The following is a 17,753-nucleotide window of genomic DNA, read 5'->3' on the forward strand; positions in this document are numbered from 1 at the left end:
GAGCGCTGGTCGGGGACCAGAACGAGCGGTCCAAAGTCTCTGGCACCAGGACTAGCCTCCTGACCCTCCGCAGTTGTACTGACTAGCCAGGGCAGGTGGCGTGGGGGTCCAATCTGGCCGTGTCGGATTGACCGCTTCCTAACGGTAGCTCGTTGTATCCGACCTGTCTGATTTGGACTCGTCGTTGGCGGTGCTGTTCAGCGTGAAGGCAGCGGTCACCCTCCCCTCGAGCCCATCGATCTTCGATGGTGCGGTCTCCTCGGTCCTCGACTACCTGCAGGAGCGCGTCGGGCTGCGGCTCTGGATGCTGGCGCGGGTCTCGGGTGGCCGGGTGGTCGTGCTGGGCGTGCGCGACCGGTGGTACGGCATCGAAGTGGGCGAGGTGCTCGACTGGGACGACCTCCCGTTCAGGGCGGTGGCCGACGGCCGTGCGCCGATGGTGGTGCCGTCCACAGCCGGGCTGGGCCCGTTCACCGTCGCGCCGCACCAGCGCCTGCGGGTCGGCGCCCACGCCGCCGTGCCCATCGTCGACCCGGAGGGCGGGCTGTTCGGGTGCTTGTGCGGCCTGGACCCCGAGCCGCGGCCAGCGCTCGCCGGCGAGCTGCCCATCCTGGAGCTGCTCGGCCGGCTCCTCGGCACCGTGCTCGCGCAGGAGCTGGAGCGCGAGGAGCTCGAGCGGCGAGTCGAGCGGGCCGAGCTGGAAGCCCTCACCGACCCGCTCACCGGGGTTGGCAACCGGCGCGCCTGGGACCACATCTTCGACGCCGAGGAGGCTCGCTGCCGGCGCTACGGGTCGCCGGCCTCGCTCGTATCGGTCGACCTGGACGAGCTGAAGCGGACCAACGACGACCGTGGGCATGTCGCCGGCGACGCCCTCCTTCGCCGGACCGCCCAGGTGATCGTGGCCACCAAGCGCGCCAGCGACGTGGTTGCCCGGCTCGGCGGGGACGAGTTCGGGGTGCTCGCGGTGGAGTGCGACGAGGCCGCGGCGGCCGCCCTGGCCGAGCGGATCCGGGCCGCGCTCGAGCGGGCCGGCATCCGGGCCTCGGTCGGCCACGCCACCCGCCGGCCAGGCGTCGGCCTGGCCCGAGCCTGGGACGAGGCCGACGCCGCGATGTACGCCGTCAAGCGCGGCACTGGCCGCGGCGCGAGAGCCGAACCTGGTCGGCGCTGAACCGCCCGGAGCGCCTGCGGCGCGGGCGCCCATGCCGACGGCCAAGCTCATGGAGCGCCTGGGGCGCGGGCCATCCCATTCCGACGCCAAGCTCCTTGGAGCGCCTGCGGCGCGGGCATCTATGCCAGCGGCCAAGTTCGGCGGTCGGCCTCGCGCGCTTCAGGGGTGCGGTCAGTCCTCGGCCGGGTCGAAGGTGTTGTCGGGCCGCGGGTGGACGCGCAGGCCGTGACGCTCGGCCCAGGCGCGCCGGTCCTCGGACCGCTGCACCGACTCCTCGGCCAGGCGGCGCAGCTCCCGCTCCCTGCGCGGCCTCGCCGCCTGGCGCTGCCCGGCCTCGATCTCCGCGTCGGCCCTGGCCTCGTCCACCTGCAGCGACAGGTAGGCGAGGCCGCCGAGCGGGATGGGGAGCCAGAAGTTGACCAGGCGATAGGCGAGCACGCCGAGGGTGGCCGCCCCGACCGGCACGCCGAAGAACGTGAGCAGCGAGATCAGGACCGCCTCTACGACCCCGAGCCCGGCCGGGGTGATCGGCAGGGCGGCCACGACGTAGGCGAGCCCGAACGCGACGATCAGGCCGTAGATCGGGACCCAGTACCCGAACGCGCCGACGAAGACCCAGAGGGCGGTGGCGGTGCACAGCCAGAAGCCGAGGTCCCAGACGATCGCCCGGCGGATCAGGTCGCGCTCGCGGGCGAGGGTCTGCAGGCGGTCGGCGAGCCGCAGGGCGATCTCGTACACCCTGTCCTCGTCGAGGAACGGGATCCGCCCGGCGACCGCGCGCAGGATCCGGGCGGCGCGCTGCTCGCCCCGGATGAGCAGGATGACCAGGGCCGAGAAGCCGCCGATGAGCACCACGCCGAGCAGGGCGGCGGTGCCGTAGAGGGGGTTGAAGCCGCGCAGCGGGATGGAGACGACCAACCCGAGCCAGAGCAGGAGGTTGAGCACGACGGCCGACCCCATACCCTGGGTCGCCATCGCGAAGGCGGCGTCGGTGCCCTTGATCCCGTTCTTGGTGAGCAACCGGAAGCCAAGCGCCCCACCAACCGCCGACCCCCCGGGGACGACGTGGCTCACCGCCAGGGTCGAGAGCTGGATGCGGGACAGGGTGAAGAAGGGCGGGCTCTGGCCGCGGGGCAGCAGCGCCCTGGTCAGATTGGTGTAGCAGCACCAGGAGGCGACCTCGAGCGCGATGGCGAGGGGCACGAGCCTCAAGTCCACCTTGCCGAGCAGGTGGAGCGAGTCGCGCACCTTCGGCACCTGGGGCAGCACCAGGTAGATGACGACGAATGCGAAGAGCAGGAGCTGGATCACCCGCTTGACCGGAGTCGCCAACGGGGCTCGGGACGTCGCCATCACGGGCTACCAGGCGGACGCTGGGCCGCGGGCGGGCCGCTTCGCCGCGGGCCGCGCCGGGGCCACGCCGAGCGGCCCGCGCACCAGGAGTGGCGGGCGCGCAGGGACAGCGCGCGGGGACACAAGACTAGTATAGGGGCGCGGGGTCGCTCGCTCTCGCGGCGTCCGTTTGGGGAGGCATGTCCGCCCGCTCGCTACCCGCCGCCACCGAGCCGCGCGAGGAACCCGGCCAGCAGCGCGGTCCGGGGCACCACGCTGCCGAGGTCCAGCCACTCGCGCGGCCCGTGGGCCTCGCCGCCGATCGGGGCGAAGCCGTCGATGGTGGGCAGGCCGGCCGCTGTCGTTGTGTTGGCGTCCCCAGCCCCGCCGGTGGCCTGCTCACCGACCTCGAAGCCGAGGGCGGCGGCCACCCGCTGGGCCTCGGCCAGGAGCGCGACGACTGCCTCGGTCCGCTCCATCGGCAGGTGCCGGTGCACGGCCCGGAGGGTGGCGCTGGTGCCCGGCACGAAGCTGGTCGCCGCGATCTCCTCGACCGCCGCGGCGGCCACGTCGAACGCGGCGGTGGTGACCGCCCGCAGGTCGACCTCGAGGTGGGCGTGCTCGGCGACCACGTTGGGCCTGGTACCGGCCCGGATCACGCCCACGTTGCAGGTCACCCCTTGCCACCTGCCGTTCAGCTCCTGCAGGGCGACCGTCTTGCGGGCCGCCTCGAGGGCGGCGTTCACGCCCCGCTCGGGGCGGACGCCGGCGTGCACGGCCTTGCCCACCACGTCGATGGCAAAGGCGGAGATGCCCTTGCGGGCGGTGACCAGGGACCCGTCGATCCTGGCGGCCTCCAGTCCGATGCCGGCATCGTGCTCGCCCGCCAGGCGGGTCAGCACGGCCCGGCTGAACGGCGAGCCGATCTCCTCGTCGGGCGTGCAGACCATGGTGATCTCGGCGAAGGCGTCGAACCCGGCTTGGTCGCAGAGCACCTCGACCGCGTCGAAGCCGGTCACGATCCCGGCCTTGTCGTCGGTCACGCCGGGGCCGAAGGCGCGCCCGTCCTCTACCCGGAACGGCCTGACGGCGGCCGCGCCGTCGTCGAACACGGTGTCCATGTGGGCCATGAGCAGCAGGCGTCGCCCGCCGCCGGCCACGGGCAGGGCACCCGTGCGCCGCCCGATCACCACGTCGCCCAGGCGGGCTTCGCCCTGCGGCGGCTCGTGGACCAGGCGCTCGAGCGCCCACCCGGTAGCCCGGAAACGGGCCTCGCACAGGTCGGCGACCCGGTTCACGCCCTCGCGCGACCACGACCCGGAGTCCTGGTTCACGAGCTGCTCAAGGGTTGCGAGCGCGCTCTGGTAGCGCCCGCGCACCAGCGGGACCAGGCTCGCGGGGTCGGCGCAGGGGTCGGCGCAGAGGTCCATGCGCTGCCAGTATAGTGGCCGCCATCCCGGCCGGCGCCTGCCGGCCGTCGCAGCGATCCCTCCGAGGCCCGGCAGTGACCCCGTCCCCCTCGGGAGGCCAGCGTTGAGCCCCCCGCACCCCGAGAACCTCGTCGAGCTGCGCGTCCTCGACGGGCCGAACCTCTACTTCCCGCGCCCCGCCATCAAGCTCACCCTCGAGGTGTCGGAGCTGCTCGCGCTGCCCGAGACCGAGGCGGTCGCCGTGGCCGAGCAGGCCGCGCTGCCCGGGCTCGCCGCGTCCCCCGAGGCGCCCGCGTCCGGACCAGAGGACCGGCCGGCCGGACCACACCGCCTGAAGCGGATGAGACCCGGTCCGGCCGGGCGGCCCGGGAGCGAGCAGCGGCGCCGGTTCGTGGCCCGGCTGGGCGCCCACCTCGTCCGCCGGACCGCAACCGCCGCCGGCGTGGGCCGCCTGGCTGTGCGGGGCCGGCCCGGGCCCGAGCCGACCCAGGTGGTGCTGGCCTGGCCCTGGCGCCGCCGCAACGCGGCCGAGGCGCTCGGCGAGGAGGTCGCCGCCCTCCTCGAGGGGCTCACGGTGCGGCCCGACCTGGTTGAGCGGGTCCGGCCCGACCGGGTTGAGCGGTTGCGGCCCGACCGGGCCGACCTGGCTGAGCAGATCCGGCCCGACCTGGCTGAGCAGGTCCGGGCCGCCGGGAGCCGCCTGCGCGAGGTGGAGCCGGGCCCCGGCCCCACCCTACCCGACCCGGACATCCCCGTGGTCGCCGTCACCGGCACCAACGGCAAGACCACAGTGACCCGGCTTGTCGCCCACATGGGCCGCCGGGCCGGCCTGCGCGTGGGCTGGTCCAACACCGACGGCATCTACCTCGACGGCGAGCTGGTCGACGCCGGGGACTGGTCGGGCCCTGGCGGCGCGCGGCGCGTGCTGTCGGAGCCCGGCGTGGAGCTGGCCGTGCTCGAGACCGCCAGGGGCGGCATCCTGCGTCGCGGGGTGGGGGTGGCCCACAACGACGTGGCCGTGGTCACCAACATCTCCCCCGACCACCTGGGCCTGGGCGGGATCGACACCCTGGACCAGCTCGCCGAGGTGAAGGCGACCGTCGTGAAGATCACCCGCCCGACCGGCTGGGTCGTGCTGAACGCCGACGACCCGCGCACCCTGGCCATGCGCCGGCTCTCCAGGGCCAGGCCGTTCCTGTTCGGTCTCGACCCCGACGCCCCCGGCCTGCGCGAGGCGCTCGAGGAGGGCGGCCGGGCCGCCACCGTGCTCGACGGCGACCTCGTCGTGCTCACGGGCAGGCAGGTGGACCGCCTGCTGCCGGTGGTGGACGCGCCGGTCACGCTGGCTGGCATCTCCTCCGCCAACCTGGCCAACGCCCTGGCCGCCGCCGCGGCCGGCCTCGGCCTCGGACTCCCGCGGGCCGCGGTCGTCGAGGGTCTGCGGACCTTCGCGCCAGACCTGGCCCAGAACCCGACCCGCATGAACGTCTGGGCGCTGGACGACCGCACGGTCGTGGTCGACGTCGCCCACAACGAGGAGAGCCTGCGCGCCCTGCTCGAGGTCTGCCGGGGCCTGTGCCGGAACGGGGCGGCCGTGCGGATCGGGATCGGCACCGCCGGCGACCGGCCCGACAGCGTGCTGCGCCTGCTCGGCGAGCTCGCCGCCAGAGGCGCCGACCGGGTCGTGGTCGTCGAGAAGGAGCGCTACCTGCGCGGCCGCGACCGGGCCGGGATGACCCGGCTGCTCCAGGAGGGCGCCCGCGCCGGCGGCAAGGCCGACGTGCCGGCCTTCCCCGACGAGCTGGACGGCATCGAGGCGCTGGTGGGGGAGTCGGAGCCGGGCGACGTCTGCGCCCTCATGTGCCACACCCACCGCGACGAGGTGGCCGCCTGGCTGCGCGACCGTGGCGCTGGCCTGGCCGGCCCCGACGACCTGCGCGCCCTGGTCCTGGCTGCCCGCGGCGGCTAGCCCAGGCCCAGCCGGGCCACCGCCTTCGGCTCCTCGAGCCCTCGACCTCTGCTCAGGCCTGGGGTCTGCGGCGGGTCTCGAGTTCGTCGGCGATCGCGTCGACCTTGTCGGCGCAGATCACCACCAGGTCGCCCGGGTTGGCCCGGTCCAGGGCGAGCTGGGCCGCCTCCAGCTCGTCGAGCACGACCTGGGTGGCCCGGCAGCGGGCGCCCCGCTTCATCGCCGCCTTGATCCCGGAAAGGAGCAGCTCGGCGGTTGCGCCCGGCTCCCGGCCGCGCGGGTTGGCGTCCTCGCGCACCACCAGCGCGTCGAAGGAGGCGGCGGCCACCTCCCCCAGCTCGCGGATGTCGGCGTCGCGGCGGTCGCCCGGGCTGGCCACCACCCCGATGCGGCGGTGGGCGACGACGTCGCCGCCCCTGGGCGCCTCGGCCAGCCGCTCCACGAAGTCGCCGAGCATGCGCATGGCGTCGGTGTTGTGGCAGTAGTCGACCACGACCCGGAAGCCGTTCAGCTCGAACAGGTTGAGCCGCCCAGGCGCGACCTCGTAGGAGGTGGTGAACGAGCGCAGGCCGGCCCGGATGTCGTGCAGGTGGGCGCCGGCGGCGTGGGCGGCCGCGGCAGCGGCCAGGGCGTTGGCTACGTTCATGCGGGCCCGACCCCCGAAGGTGGCCGGGACGGCGCCCACCGGCGCGACCAGCATCGACCGGCGGCCCTGGCGCAGCACGATCCCCTCCCCGAGCCGCCCGTCCTCAAGGACCAGGGCCCGGCCGCCGCGGCGGCAGTGGGTCTCGACCAGCTCGTTGCCCGGCTGCATCGAGAAGTAGACGATGTCGCCCGAGCAGTGCCGGCGCATGGCCGCGACCAGCCGGTCGTCGGCGTTGAGCACACCGTGGCCGTCCCTCGGCACCGCCTCCACCACCACCTGCTTGACCGCCGCGAGCTGCTTCAGGGTGTCGATGCCGCGCAGCCCGAGGTGGTCGCCGGTGACGTTGAGGACCACGCCCACGTCGTTGCGCTCGTACCCGAGGCCCTCGCGCAGGATACCGCCCCTGGCCACCTCGAACACCGCGAAGTCGACCCGCGGGTTCTGCAGCACCATGCGGGCCGAGCGGGGCCCGGACGCGTCGGCGGTGAGCACCAGCCGCTCGTCGATGAGGATCCCGTCGGTGGTGGTCAGGCCGACCCGGCGCCCCATCCCCTTGAAGACGTGCGCGATCATGCGCGCGGTGGTGGTCTTCCCGTTGGTGCCGGTCACCGCGACGATCGGGATGCGGCTGGGCGAGCCGGGCGGGAACAGCAGGTCCAGGACTGGCTTGGCGACGTACTGGGGCTCGCCCACGGTCGGGTGGGTGTGCATGCGGAACCCTGGGGCCGCGTTCACCTCCACGATCGAACCACCAGTCTCGCGCACGGCCTCGGCGATGTCGGGCGCGATGAAGTCGATCCCGGCCACGTCGAGCCCGACTACCCGGGCCGCCTCCTCGGCGATCTCGACGTTGTCGGGGTGGGCCTCGTCGGTCCGGTCGATCGAGATGCCGCCGGTCGACATGTTGCCGGTCAGGGTGAGCTTGACCATGGTGCCCTCTGGGGGCACCCCGTCCATCTCGAAGCCCTGGTACCGGACCAGGTCGACGGCCGACTGGTCGACCCGGATGCGGGTCAGCACCTTCTCGTGGCCGACGCCCCGGCGCGGGTCGGCGTTGGTCCGGGCGACCAGCTCGGCAACGGTGTGCTCGCCGTCTGCGACCACGTGGGCGGGGACCCGCTCGGCGACCGCGACCATGCGGCCGCCGACGACCAGCACCCGGTAGTCGTTGCCGGTGACGTAGGTCTCGACCAGGACCACGCCCCGGCGCGCCTGCTCCCGGGCCGCGTCGAAGACGGCCCGCACCGCCTCCTCGTCGCGGAGGTCGAGGTGCACCCCGCGCCCGTGGTTGCCGTCGAGCGGCTTCACCACCACCGGCCAGCCGACCCGTCCGGCCGCGGCGGCCGCGCCGTCGGCCGTGCGGACCGCGACCGACCGGGGCACCGGGAGCCCGGCCGCGGCCAGCAGCCGGTTGGTCAGCTCCTTGTCGCCGGCCACGTCGACCGCGAGCGAGGCCGTCTTGGACGTCATGGTGGCGCGGATGCGCTGCTGCCAGACCCCCTGCCCGAGCTGGACCAGGGAGTAGTCGTTGAGGCGGATGAACGGGATGTCCCGGGACGCCGCCTCGTCGAGCAGGGTCTGGGTCGAGGGGCCGAACGCGACCCGCTCCGCGGTCAGGATGAAGCGCTCCAGCTCGGTCTGGAAGTCGAAGCCGGCGGACGAGGCCGCCTCCGGCGGCCCCTCTGCCGAACCGGGCTCGACCAGGTGGTTCAGGAGCCGCACGGCGAGCCTGCCCGCCGCCACTCCCACCTTCTCGTCCCCGTAGCCGTAGACGACGTTGTACTGCCCGCGCCGGCCGGCCCCGCGCGTCTTGCCGCGGCGCTGCTCGCCGCCGGCCTCCCGCTGGAACTGCAGGGCCACATGCTCGGCGACGTGGCCGAGCCAGGTCCCCTCGCGCAGCCGGTCGACGAACCCACCCCGGCGCCCGGTCGAGCAGCTGTGCTCGGCCAGCCCGGGCAGCAGCTCGAGCAGCCGGTCGGTGAAGCCGGGCAGGGTGTTGGTCGGCCAGTCCTCCAGCGAGCCGAGGTCCACCAGCAGGTGGATCGCCTTGTCGTAGGACCAGTAGTTGGGCCCCCGGTAGACCCTGGTCTCGAGGATCGTGAGGTCGGGGCGGGCCGGCGCGACGCCGTCCCCGCTGGCCTGGCGGCGCTGCTTCTCGGCGGCCTCGGCCGCGCTCTCCGGTGCCACCGGGCGCTTGGACGCTGTTGGTGCCACCGGGCGCGTGGACGCCGTCGGAGCCACCGGTCGCTTGGACGCCGTTGGACGCTCGGCCACCCCGTCGGTCATGGCGCTCCCTTTCTGCACGTACCATCCCGGGTGCGCCCGCCGTGCTCATGGCGCTCCCTTTCTGCACGACCGGCTCCTGCCACGCCCACCGGGACGGTCGGGCGCTCCTTCAACGGTCGGGCGCTCCTTCAGTGGTGAGAACCCGGGGCTGTCGCTTCCAGTGGTGAGAACCGTGGCCTGTCGCTTCGCTGCTCGGGCCTGGCCTCGCGCGCTTCGGGCTGCGTGGACCCTGTGGTCAGAGACTGGCGGCTTCCGTCGTCATTGTGAAGCCTCCTCGCTGGTGTGCGCGCCCGGGTGCGGGTCCGCGCGGTGAGGAATGCGGTCGGCCGCACCCTCGGCGTCGACCGCCTGCGCGAGCCGGCGGGCGGCCGGGTCCCGCCTCGGAGAGGCCCGCCGCCCCCGGGCCGGCCGCGCCTCCTCCACGGGGGGCAGCGACTGCAGGCGGGGGAGCAGCGCCCGCTTGGCCAGGTCGAACCGGTACCCGGGCGGGAGCGAGTGCACCACCGCGCCCGACACCAGGATGGGCCGGCTCTGGCGCACCTCGAAGGCGTCGGAGACGACGTCGGAGCCGTCCACGATCGTGACGGCGCCCTTGCCGAGGACCTCGAGCACGCCGTCGGCGGAGATCACGGCGGCGGTGTCCTCGTCCAGCCCGAGGCCGAGCTGCCCAGGCGACTGGGCCACCAGGGTGAGCAGGCGCCCGATGCGGTTGCGCTGGCCGAAATGCTGGTCGACGATGACGCCGGGCAGCAGGCCGAGCCCCACGCCGAGCTGGCCCATCCGCTGCCTCGGGGTCTCGCCGGGCCGCCCGAACGACACCATGTGGGTCGAGAGCGCGCTCGCCCCCGCCGAGGTGCCGCCGACCACCGCGCCGCGTCCGTGCGCCTCGACCAGCGCGCGGCCGAGGCTGGTCGCCTCGACCACCATCGACAGACGGAGCTGGTTGCCGCCGGTCATGAACACCCCGGTCGCGCCGCGCACGGCCGCGACCGCCTCGGGTGCCTCAGCCTCGGCGCGGGTCGAGGGCCGCAGGCCGTGGACCTCGGCCGCGCCGAGCTCGAGGAACAGTCTGCGGTACAGCTCGGTGATCTCGTGGCCCAGGGAGGAAGCGGTCGAGATGACCGCGATCCGTGCCGACGGCCCGCCGGCGAGCTGCACGAAGCGGTTCAGGATGGTCTTGTTGCCGAGCTTGTCCTCCGCGCCGCCGATGGCCATGAGGACGCCGGCTCCCGTGCGGGAGGAATCGGAAGGCATGCGGCAGTGTAACAAGCGCTCCCCGCCTGCCCGCCCGGCTCGCTGGCGCGCTGCGCGGAAGACGGTCGGCGTGCGGACCGTCGTCATCGGCTGCCCGTCACGGCGGAGGCGTCGAGTTTGGCGCGGCCGTGGGTGGTCTCCCGGACGAGCTTGCGCACCGCGTCTCGGGTGACGAAGCTGAGCGCCAGGGTCACCTCGCCGATCGGGCCGGCCCGTTCCTCGGTCTTGAACTGGAAGCGGTAGGTGACGCAGCCACCCTTGAACAGGTAGAAGCGGGTGCCGGTGAAGCCGACCCCCGGGCGGACCTCGCCGATCTGCTCATAGCGCCGCGTCCCGGGCTCGTCGGAGGGCACCCTGGTGGCCTTGAGGCTCCCGAACTGGCAGGTCCGCTCGAGAACCACCTGCACCGCATGGGGGCCGACCCGGTCGGAGTCGAGCGCGAACCGGGCCCGCCCGCTGCGGACGAACGCGTCGCTCACGCTCCACCCGGCCGGCAGCAGCTCGATGCAGGGCAGCTGGGTGGCCGACGGGACCGCCTGGGCCATGAGGACCACGAACTGGGTGCCCGGGTCGCCGCGGTGCTCGCAGAAGGGCTGGCGGGACTGGGCGAACTCGTGGGAAGCGGGCCGGGCACAGCCGGCCAGGAGCAGGCAGGCCAGCGCGAGCAGCGGCAGGCGCCTCACAGGAGCCCGGCCGCCTGCAGGTTGCCGATCGCCGCCAGCAGCGCGAGCAGGCCGAGCAGAAGCACCCCGAGCATCAGGCCGACCCGGCGCAGGCTCCAGTGCTGGGTCGAGATTGGGGCCGGCCGCTCGGGCAGCAGCCGCAGGAACTCGTCGTGCAGGTCGCGTCCCTGCTCGCGCATCCACCGCCGAAGCTGGGACGGCATGGTGATCCCGTGGGTGGCGGCGAACGCCTCGCTGATCTCGTCGTCCCTGAACTGCAGCCTCGCCCGCTGGTAGACCCGTTCGGGGCTGGAGCGGGTGGCCAGCACCAGCAGCATGTTGGCCAGGTCGACCGCCTGCCGCCAGGGGCTCGGCCGGACCTCGGCGAAGAACACGTCGATCAGGTGGACCCTGCCCTCGCGGACGAGCAGGTTGGCCGGCTTGATGTCGCGGTGGGCCAGGCCGGCGTCCCACAGCCTTCGGATGATGCGCAGGCCGTCGTCGATGATGGCCTCGTCGACCTCCGCGTCGCCGATCTCCTGGGCGCCGTCGAAGAACTCGGTGACGACCATGTACTCGCGCTCGGGGGTGATCTCGACGATGCCGAACGGCTCCGGGCTGCGCACGCCGGCCCCGTGCAGCAGGCGCAGGGCGTGGTCCTCCTGTTGCACCAGCCGGCGGACGGTGTTGAAGGGCTTCTCGTCCTCCAGCCGGCCGTACAGCAGGGTGCGGCCGAGCTTGTACCAGCGGTCGGCGCGCAGGTGGCTGCGGGCGTAGAGCTTGGCGAACAGGTAGGTGTTCGGGTCGCCCTTGGCGCAGACCCGCAGCGGAGTGGAGCCGGCCGAGCCGGACAGCCCGAACGGCTTGATCTCGAGCACCTGGATGCCGAGCTGGTCCTCCAGGGCCCGGTGGATGGCCTGCCCGCGGCGCCCGCCGACGTCCAGGTGGGCGGCGCGGCCGTGCCGGTAGCTGACCGGGAACACCTCGTTCGGGGCGAGCAGCCGGAACGCGACCAGCGGGATGGTGACCCCGATGATCACACCGATCACCACGTCGGTGGGCGAGTTCACGGCCAGGTACACCAGGGCGACCGACAGCGCCGTGACCAGCACGCCTGCCAGCAGCTTGCCGAGCTGGCGGAGCCGGCCCTGGGGTAGGAGGGCATACAGCATGCCGACCACGGTGGCGGTGAACACCGCGACCGGGCGGGATGGGTGCGCCGCGCCGGTCCAGTCGCCGAGGATCTCGACGCCGAGCGGACGGGGCCGCATGAACAGGTAGGCGAACAGGGAGCTGAGCGCGATCACCCCGACGACGGCGCCGAGGAAGACGAACAGGTGCCGGAAGCGGCGGGGGACCAGCAGCACGAGCATCGTGGCCCAGAACAGGCCACGGATCGTCCAGCGGGACCCGAGCGCATGCACCGCCTGCATGAGATCGGTCAGGGCGCCGCTCCGCAGCCGCGAGACCCAGTCGAGCAGCGTCAGGTCGAACGCGAGGATGTAGTTGTTGGTGCGGCTGCTGGCGAGCGCGGCGAGCCACAGCAGCAGCACCACGCCAGTCGCGGCGAGCCAGTATCGGACAGTGGTCAAGGGGCGCGGCAGCGGCGGCGCCTCGCCAGAGGGACGGCGACGCCGGCCGGACCGCGAGATCCGCATGGGGCGGGACCGTACCGGCTCGCCGCCGGTAAGGGGTGGGTGCCGCAGCGTGGGTTCCACCAACAAGCTCCTGGGGTCCAATGCGGGCGATCGCCACCCGGCGCGGCTCGACGGCAAGTGTAGCCTGTGCAAACGGGCTGCAACAGGAGGAAGGTCATGCCTCGAGCCAGGCTGGCGGTCGTGCTCGTCCTGGCTGCGGCCGTCCTGTTGGCCGGCGGGTGCTCCCCCGCGGCCGAGCGCCCGCCGCCGCCCGAGGACCCGCGGCGGCCCGTCATCACGGTAACCTCATTCGACTTCCCGGAGAGCGAGACCCTGGCCGAGCTGTACGGGCAGGCCCTGCGCCGGCAGGGCTACCCGGTCGAGGTCGTGCCGCGGCTCGGCCCCCGCGAGATCGTCGCGCCCGCCCTCGAGCAGGGCCGAGTCGACCTCGTCCCCGGATACCTGGGGAGCGCGCTGAACTTCCTCTACGAGCAACAGCGGGTGGCGACCGCCGACCCCCGGGCCACCCACGCCCGGCTCCAGCAGGCGCTCACCTCCCGCGGGCTCAGCGTGCTCGCATTCGCCCCGGCCGAGGACCGCAACGGCTTCGTCGTCACCGGCGACCTGGCCAGACACCGCAAGCTCGAGCGCATCAGCGACCTGGCCCCGATCGCCCGCCAGCTCACCTTCGGCGGACCGCCCGAATGCCCAGGTCGGCCGCTCTGCCTCAAGGGGCTGCGGGACGTCTACGGCCTCGAGTTCGCGCGGTTCGAGGCGATGCCGTCCCGGACGGTCACCGCCGATGCCCTCGAGACGGGCGAGATCGACGTCGGCATGCTCGAGACCACCGACGGTCACTTGGCCGACCGCGACCTGGTGCAGCTCGAGGACGACCGCCGGCTGCAGCCAGCCGAGAACATCGCCCCGATGGTGCGCAACGAGACTGTCGCCGCCTACGGGCCCGCGCTGGTTCGCCTGATCAACGCCGTCACCGCCCAGCTCAACACCCAGGACCTCATCCACCTGAACCAACAAGTCGAGCTGGCGGGGGTGAAGCCCGCGGCGGCAGCCGCCGACTGGCTGCTCAGCCACCCAGTCAACCGCTGAGCCCGCAGGAGGCCACTGGCCCGAACTCGGCCTCGCTTATGACCCCTTGATCACAAGGCCGCTAGCATTCCCCTCATGCGCCTGCTGGTGGTTGAGGACGAGACCGACCTGGCCGACGCGGTCGCTCGCGGCCTGCGTCGGGAGGGGTACGCGGTCGACGTCGCCTACGACGGCGACGACGCGCTCGACAAGGCCGCCGTGAACACCTACGACGTCGTCTGCCTGGACCTGAACCTGCCCGGGACGGACGGCATCGAGGTCGTCAGGCAGCTCCGCGCGCCCGGCGACGCCAGGCCGGTGCCCCGCGTGCTGATGCTGACCGCCCGGGACCGGCCCGTGGACCGGGTCACCGGCCTGGACGAGGGCGCCGACGACTACCTCGTCAAGCCGTTCGACTTCGAGGAGCTCAAGGCCCGCGTGCGGGCGCTGCTCCGCCGCGACGCCGGCCGCTCGGGGGCGCTGCTGCGCGTGGGCGACCTGGCGCTCGACACGGCCAGGCACCAGGCGCTCCGGGGTGGGCGGGCCCTGCCCCTGACGCCCAAGGAGTTCGCGCTCCTGCGCTACTTCATGTCGCGGCCCGGTCAGGTGCTCTCCCAGGAGGACCTGCTCGAGCACGTCTGGGACGAGCACGCCGACCCCTTCACCAACACCGTGCGGGTGACCGTGATGACGCTGCGCCGCAAGCTCGCCGACGCGGGCGAGGACCAGCCCATTGAGACCGTGGTCGGCCGCGGCTACCGGCTGCGCGAGGGCTTGTGAAGCAGCCTGGCGCCCTCGACGACCGGCTGCCGGAGTGGATGCGGTCGATCCGCTTCCGCTACACCCTGATCTACTCGGCCGTCCTGTTCGGCCTGGGCGCGCTCGTCGTCGGCGGCCTGTACCTCATCTTGTCGACGTCACTGCGGGGCGAGGCGAGCCCGAACACGTTCTGCCGCTACGGCACGTGCATCGACGTCTTCACCGCCAGCGGGTTCCAGAAGTTCGTGCACACCCGCACGCTCGAGAAGCTGCGGATGTACTCGTTCGACGCCCTGGCCGTGCTGTTCGTCGCGAGCCTCGGCGTCGGCTGGGTGATCGCCGGCCGGGTGCTCGCCCCGATCGGCCGGATCACCGCGGTGGCCAGGGAGATCCAGGCCACCGACCTGTCCAGGCGCATCGAGCTGTACGGGCCCGACGACGAGCTGAAGCAGCTCGCCGACACCTTCGACGCCATGCTGGCCCGGCTGGACGCCGCCTTCGCCGCCCAGCGGCAGTTCGTGGCCGACGCCTCCCACGAGCTGCGCAACCCGCTCGCGATCATCCGCACCAACGTCGAGGTGGCCCTGGCCGACCCGAACGCCGACCCGGAGGACCTGCGCCAGGCCATCATCGTGGTCAAGCGGGCCAGCGACCGCATGGCCCGGATGGTCGACGACCTGCTCGCGCTGGCCAGGCGCCAGGCCCCCGCCGTCTACAACGAGCCCGTGGACCTCGGCGTGGCCGTGGCCGAGGCGAGCGAGGAGTTCGTCGCCCTGGCCGAGACCCGCGGGATCGTGCTCGACCGGGCGATCGCGCCCGAGGTCACCGTGACCGGGGACCGGGACGCGCTCAAGCGGGCAGTGGCCAACCTGCTCGAGAACGCCGTCCGCCTCGCCCCCGCCGGCTCCTGGGTCCGGCTGGCCGTTGGCAGCGAGAGGGGCATGGCGTGGGTGGCGGTGTCCGACGAGGGCCCGGGGATCCGCCCCGAGGACCAGCCCAAGGTGTTCGACCGGTTCTGGCGGGCCGACAAGGCCCGCTCCCGGGCCGACGGCGGGACCGGCCTCGGGCTCGCCATCGTCAAGCAGATCGCCGAGAGCCACGGTGGGGAGGTGCAGCTGCAGTCCCGGGTCGGGGTCGGCTCCACCTTCGCCATCTGGCTGCCGGTCGCCGCCCACGACGGCGGCCAGCCGCCCCGGCTCGTCGCGCCTGGCGCGCGGGCCTTGGCCCGCCCGTCGTCCACCGCGGCGGAGCGGCTCCAGCGTCCTGACGGCTTTAGCCGGCCTTGACCTCTGGCTTACCGGTGTTTTAGGGCTCCCTGCCTACCCTGGTCTGGACGCCTTACCCTGCTCGTCTGCTCGTCCAGGAGGATCCCCGCGATGGCCAATCCCCCGAACGACCCGAACGGCGCCGCGCCGTGGCCGGGCTCCGATCCCGACACCCGCCCGCTGCATCCCGGGACCGCGGCACCGCCTCCGCCCCAGGGAGCGGGCCCGGCCGTCTGGGGTGACGAGCCCGCCACCACGCGGCTACCCCGCTGGGACGAGGTGCAGGCCGGGCAGCGTGGCGCCCCCACCACACCCGTCTGGGGCGTCGCCACCGCGTCCGACGATCCTCCGGCCTGGGCCGTCGGCAGCCCGTCGTCTGGCGGGGACGGGCCTGGCTGGGGCACCCGCCCGCCCGGCTCGGGTGAGGCGCCGCGCCGTCGTAGAGGGGGCCGGGTGCTGCTCATGACCATGGCCGCGCTGATCCTGGTCCTCACCGGCGCCCTGCTCACCCTGCTCGTCGACCGCCGCGACGGGGGCGTGGCGGCCTCGGCCGGCGCCGGCATCCCGACGGCGGCGCCGGCCGGGGCGGCCACGGCCACGGTGCCGGCCGAGGAGGAGCCGGTCGCCGCGGTCGCGCGGATCCTCGGCCCGAGCGTCGTCCAGATCGAGACCGGCCAGGGCCTGGGCTCTGGTGTCATCTACGACAAGAACGGCTTCATCCTCACCGCCGCCCACGTCGTGGAGGGCGTCAGCACGGTGACCATCCGCTTCCAGGACGGCAGCGCCGTGCGCGGCCAGGTGCTGGGCAGCGACGGCGGCAACGACGTCGCTGTCGTCAAGGTGAACCGCACCGGCCTCAAGCCCGCCACCCTCGCCCTCAAGGTCAACCTGCAGGTCGGCCAGACCGCCGTGGCCATCGGCAGCCCATTCGGGCTGCAGCAGACGGTCACCTCCGGCGTGGTCAGCGCGAAGAACCGCAGCCTGCGCACCCAGGACGGCGGGGCGCTTGAGGTCATCCAGACCGACGCCCCGATCAACCCGGGCAACTCCGGCGGTGCCCTGGCCGACCGGGCCGGCCGGGTGATCGGCATCAACGACTCCATCCGGTCGGAGTCGGGCGGGAACGAGGGCGTCGGCTTCGCGATCCCCATCGACACCGCGGCCAACTCAGCCGCCCGGATCGTCAAGGGCGAGAAAATCCAGAGCGGCTACCTCGGGGTCGGCCTCAGCGCGCCGGCCCTTGGCAAGGCCGGCGCGCTCATCGGCCAGGTCGAGCCCGGCTCGCCCGCCGAGAAGGCCGGCATCGAGGTCGGCGACCTGGTCACCGAGATCAACGGGAGGCCGATCCAGAGCAGCGACGACCTGGCCGCGCAGGTGCGCCTGGGCTCCCCGGGCCAGGAGGTGCGTGTGAAGCTGGTCCGCGACGGGAAGGAGCAGCAGGTCACGGCCACCCTGGCCGTGCGCCCGGGGCCGTGAGGCGAAGGCGGGGACCTGCCTCGGCCGGACCGGAAAGCCACCCCGCCCGGCATGGACAGATTCGGCCGGATCTGGTAATTTGGCGGATAACGATTTGGACTCGGGGGCGGCACGAACAGGAACGGCATCGTACTGTCAGTTACGCGAACACGGAACTGCATTCGCGGCGGCGCTGGGGGGCGTACGTGCGGGGGCACTTCCGCCCGCTGGGACGGCCGGGGCCGTCACGCCTTGGCCGGGAGGACACGGGAGGCGCGGGAAGCAAGTTCGCGTAGCGGCGGCCTCGCCGTCCGGCTGTGAGGACTGGTGGTTGGGGGACTGCCAGGGCCCCGCCGGACGGCAGGCCGTTGCCCTTTGTCACCGTCCTGTGCGCGCTGAACGGCAGCGCAGCTTGCTTGAGTCCCCGTTCGATGTGGGGGGAGCTCGCTCTGGCGGCGACTGTCGCCCTTGGTCTGCGCGCAGCGGCGTGTCCTGACCGGCAGTCCTGGTTCGATGTGGGGGGAGCTCGCTCCCCCCACGGCCCCCCAACAGCGCCTGTGCCAGCTTCCGGGGGAGCCGCGGTCTGGCAGGTACACGCTCCCCCCACGGCCCCCCAGGAGCGCCTGTGCCATGGTTCGGGGGGAGCCGCGGTCTGGCCAGGCACACGCTCCCGCCACGGCCCCCCAGGAGCGCCTGTGCCATCGTGCCGGGGGAGCCGCGGCCCGGCAAGAGCCACGCTCTGCTTCGCTGCTCGAGCCCCCGGCCCCCGGTCGGGCGGGACGTGGCCGGCCGCCCAGA

Annotated in this window: 12 protein-coding genes; 6 read left to right on the top strand and 6 right to left on the bottom strand. The window is 73.6% G+C overall.

Annotation, left to right across the window (positions count from 1 at the left end; translation table 11 throughout):
- Window positions 1-190 precede the first annotated feature (190 nt).
- Entirely contained in the window at window positions 191-1,174 is a 984-nt protein-coding gene (locus tag VG276_25640) for a sensor domain-containing diguanylate cyclase (GenBank protein HEV8652675.1), read from the top strand.
- A gap of 171 nt (window positions 1,175-1,345) precedes the next feature.
- On the opposite strand, the gene VG276_25645 is transcribed toward VG276_25640, so the two are convergent.
- Both VG276_25645 and VG276_25650 read right to left on the bottom strand, forming a co-directional pair.
- The gene (locus VG276_25645; protein HEV8652676.1) at window positions 1,346-2,506 is read right to left on the bottom strand and encodes a lysylphosphatidylglycerol synthase transmembrane domain-containing protein; all 1,161 of its coding nucleotides are present in this window, start codon (window positions 2,504-2,506) and stop codon (window positions 1,346-1,348) included.
- A 215-nt stretch (window positions 2,507-2,721) separates the two neighbouring features.
- Window positions 2,722-3,936: a M20 family metallopeptidase gene (locus VG276_25650; GenBank protein ID HEV8652677.1), complete on the bottom strand. Its 1,215-nt coding sequence runs from the start codon at window positions 3,934-3,936 to the stop codon at window positions 2,722-2,724.
- 103 nt (window positions 3,937-4,039) lie between these two features.
- Here VG276_25650 and VG276_25655 point away from each other — a divergent pair, with 103 nt between their 5' ends.
- Window positions 4,040-5,905: a Mur ligase family protein gene (locus tag VG276_25655; protein ID HEV8652678.1), complete on the top strand. Its 1,866-nt coding sequence runs from the start codon at window positions 4,040-4,042 to the stop codon at window positions 5,903-5,905.
- A gap of 52 nt (window positions 5,906-5,957) precedes the next feature.
- Here the strand turns inward: VG276_25655 and cphA are convergent, their stop codons facing one another.
- From cphA to VG276_25675, 4 genes are all read right to left on the bottom strand, one after another.
- Complete coding sequence (cphA, locus tag VG276_25660; protein ID HEV8652679.1) at window positions 5,958-8,648, bottom strand: cyanophycin synthetase; 2,691 nt, start codon at window positions 8,646-8,648, stop codon at window positions 5,958-5,960.
- 447 nt (window positions 8,649-9,095) lie between these two features.
- Window positions 9,096-10,052, bottom strand: coding sequence for a cyanophycinase (locus VG276_25665; protein ID HEV8652680.1), 957 nt, complete (start codon window positions 10,050-10,052; stop codon window positions 9,096-9,098).
- 122 nt (window positions 10,053-10,174) lie between these two features.
- Window positions 10,175-10,774, bottom strand: a complete 600-nt coding sequence (locus VG276_25670; GenBank protein HEV8652681.1) for a hypothetical protein — start codon at window positions 10,772-10,774, stop codon at window positions 10,175-10,177.
- Window positions 10,771-12,345, bottom strand: coding sequence for an RIO1 family regulatory kinase/ATPase (locus tag VG276_25675; GenBank protein ID HEV8652682.1), 1,575 nt, complete (start codon window positions 12,343-12,345; stop codon window positions 10,771-10,773). Before VG276_25675 ends, VG276_25670 begins: the two co-directional genes overlap by 4 nt.
- A 222-nt stretch (window positions 12,346-12,567) precedes the next feature.
- Between VG276_25675 and VG276_25680 the strand changes: the two genes are divergently transcribed.
- The 4 genes from VG276_25680 (at window position 12,568) to VG276_25695 (ending at window position 16,976) form a co-directional block, all read left to right on the top strand.
- The gene (locus VG276_25680) at window positions 12,568-13,497 is read left to right on the top strand and encodes an ABC transporter substrate-binding protein (protein HEV8652683.1); all 930 of its coding nucleotides are present in this window, start codon (window positions 12,568-12,570) and stop codon (window positions 13,495-13,497) included.
- A 75-nt stretch (window positions 13,498-13,572) separates the two neighbouring features.
- Entirely contained in the window at window positions 13,573-14,256 is a 684-nt protein-coding gene (locus VG276_25685; protein ID HEV8652684.1) for a response regulator transcription factor, read from the top strand.
- The gene (locus tag VG276_25690; protein HEV8652685.1) at window positions 14,253-15,521 is read left to right on the top strand and encodes a HAMP domain-containing sensor histidine kinase; all 1,269 of its coding nucleotides are present in this window, start codon (window positions 14,253-14,255) and stop codon (window positions 15,519-15,521) included. Before VG276_25685 ends, VG276_25690 begins: the two co-directional genes overlap by 4 nt.
- A 90-nt stretch (window positions 15,522-15,611) precedes the next feature.
- Complete coding sequence (locus VG276_25695; GenBank protein ID HEV8652686.1) at window positions 15,612-16,976, top strand: trypsin-like peptidase domain-containing protein; 1,365 nt, start codon at window positions 15,612-15,614, stop codon at window positions 16,974-16,976.
- The last annotated feature ends 777 nt before the right edge of the window (window positions 16,977-17,753 follow it).

This window comes from Actinomycetes bacterium, from assembly GCA_036000965.1.
Lineage (GTDB): Bacteria > Actinomycetota > CALGFH01 > CALGFH01 > CALGFH01 > DASYUT01.

What these genes read in the sequence shown, in the direction of transcription:
- VG276_25650 (HEV8652677.1), bottom strand. Translation starts at nt 3,936, where the DNA reads ATGGACCTCTGCGCCGACCCCTGCGCCGACCCCGCGAGCCTGGTCCCG.
- VG276_25665 (HEV8652680.1), bottom strand. Translation starts at nt 10,052, where the DNA reads ATGGCCATCGGCGGCGCGGAGGACAAGCTCGGCAACAAGACCATCCTG.
- VG276_25680 (HEV8652683.1), top strand. Translation starts at nt 12,568, where the DNA reads ATGCCTCGAGCCAGGCTGGCGGTCGTGCTCGTCCTGGCTGCGGCCGTC.
- VG276_25685 (HEV8652684.1), top strand. Translation starts at nt 13,573, where the DNA reads ATGCGCCTGCTGGTGGTTGAGGACGAGACCGACCTGGCCGACGCGGTC.
- VG276_25695 (HEV8652686.1), top strand. Translation starts at nt 15,612, where the DNA reads ATGGCCAATCCCCCGAACGACCCGAACGGCGCCGCGCCGTGGCCGGGC.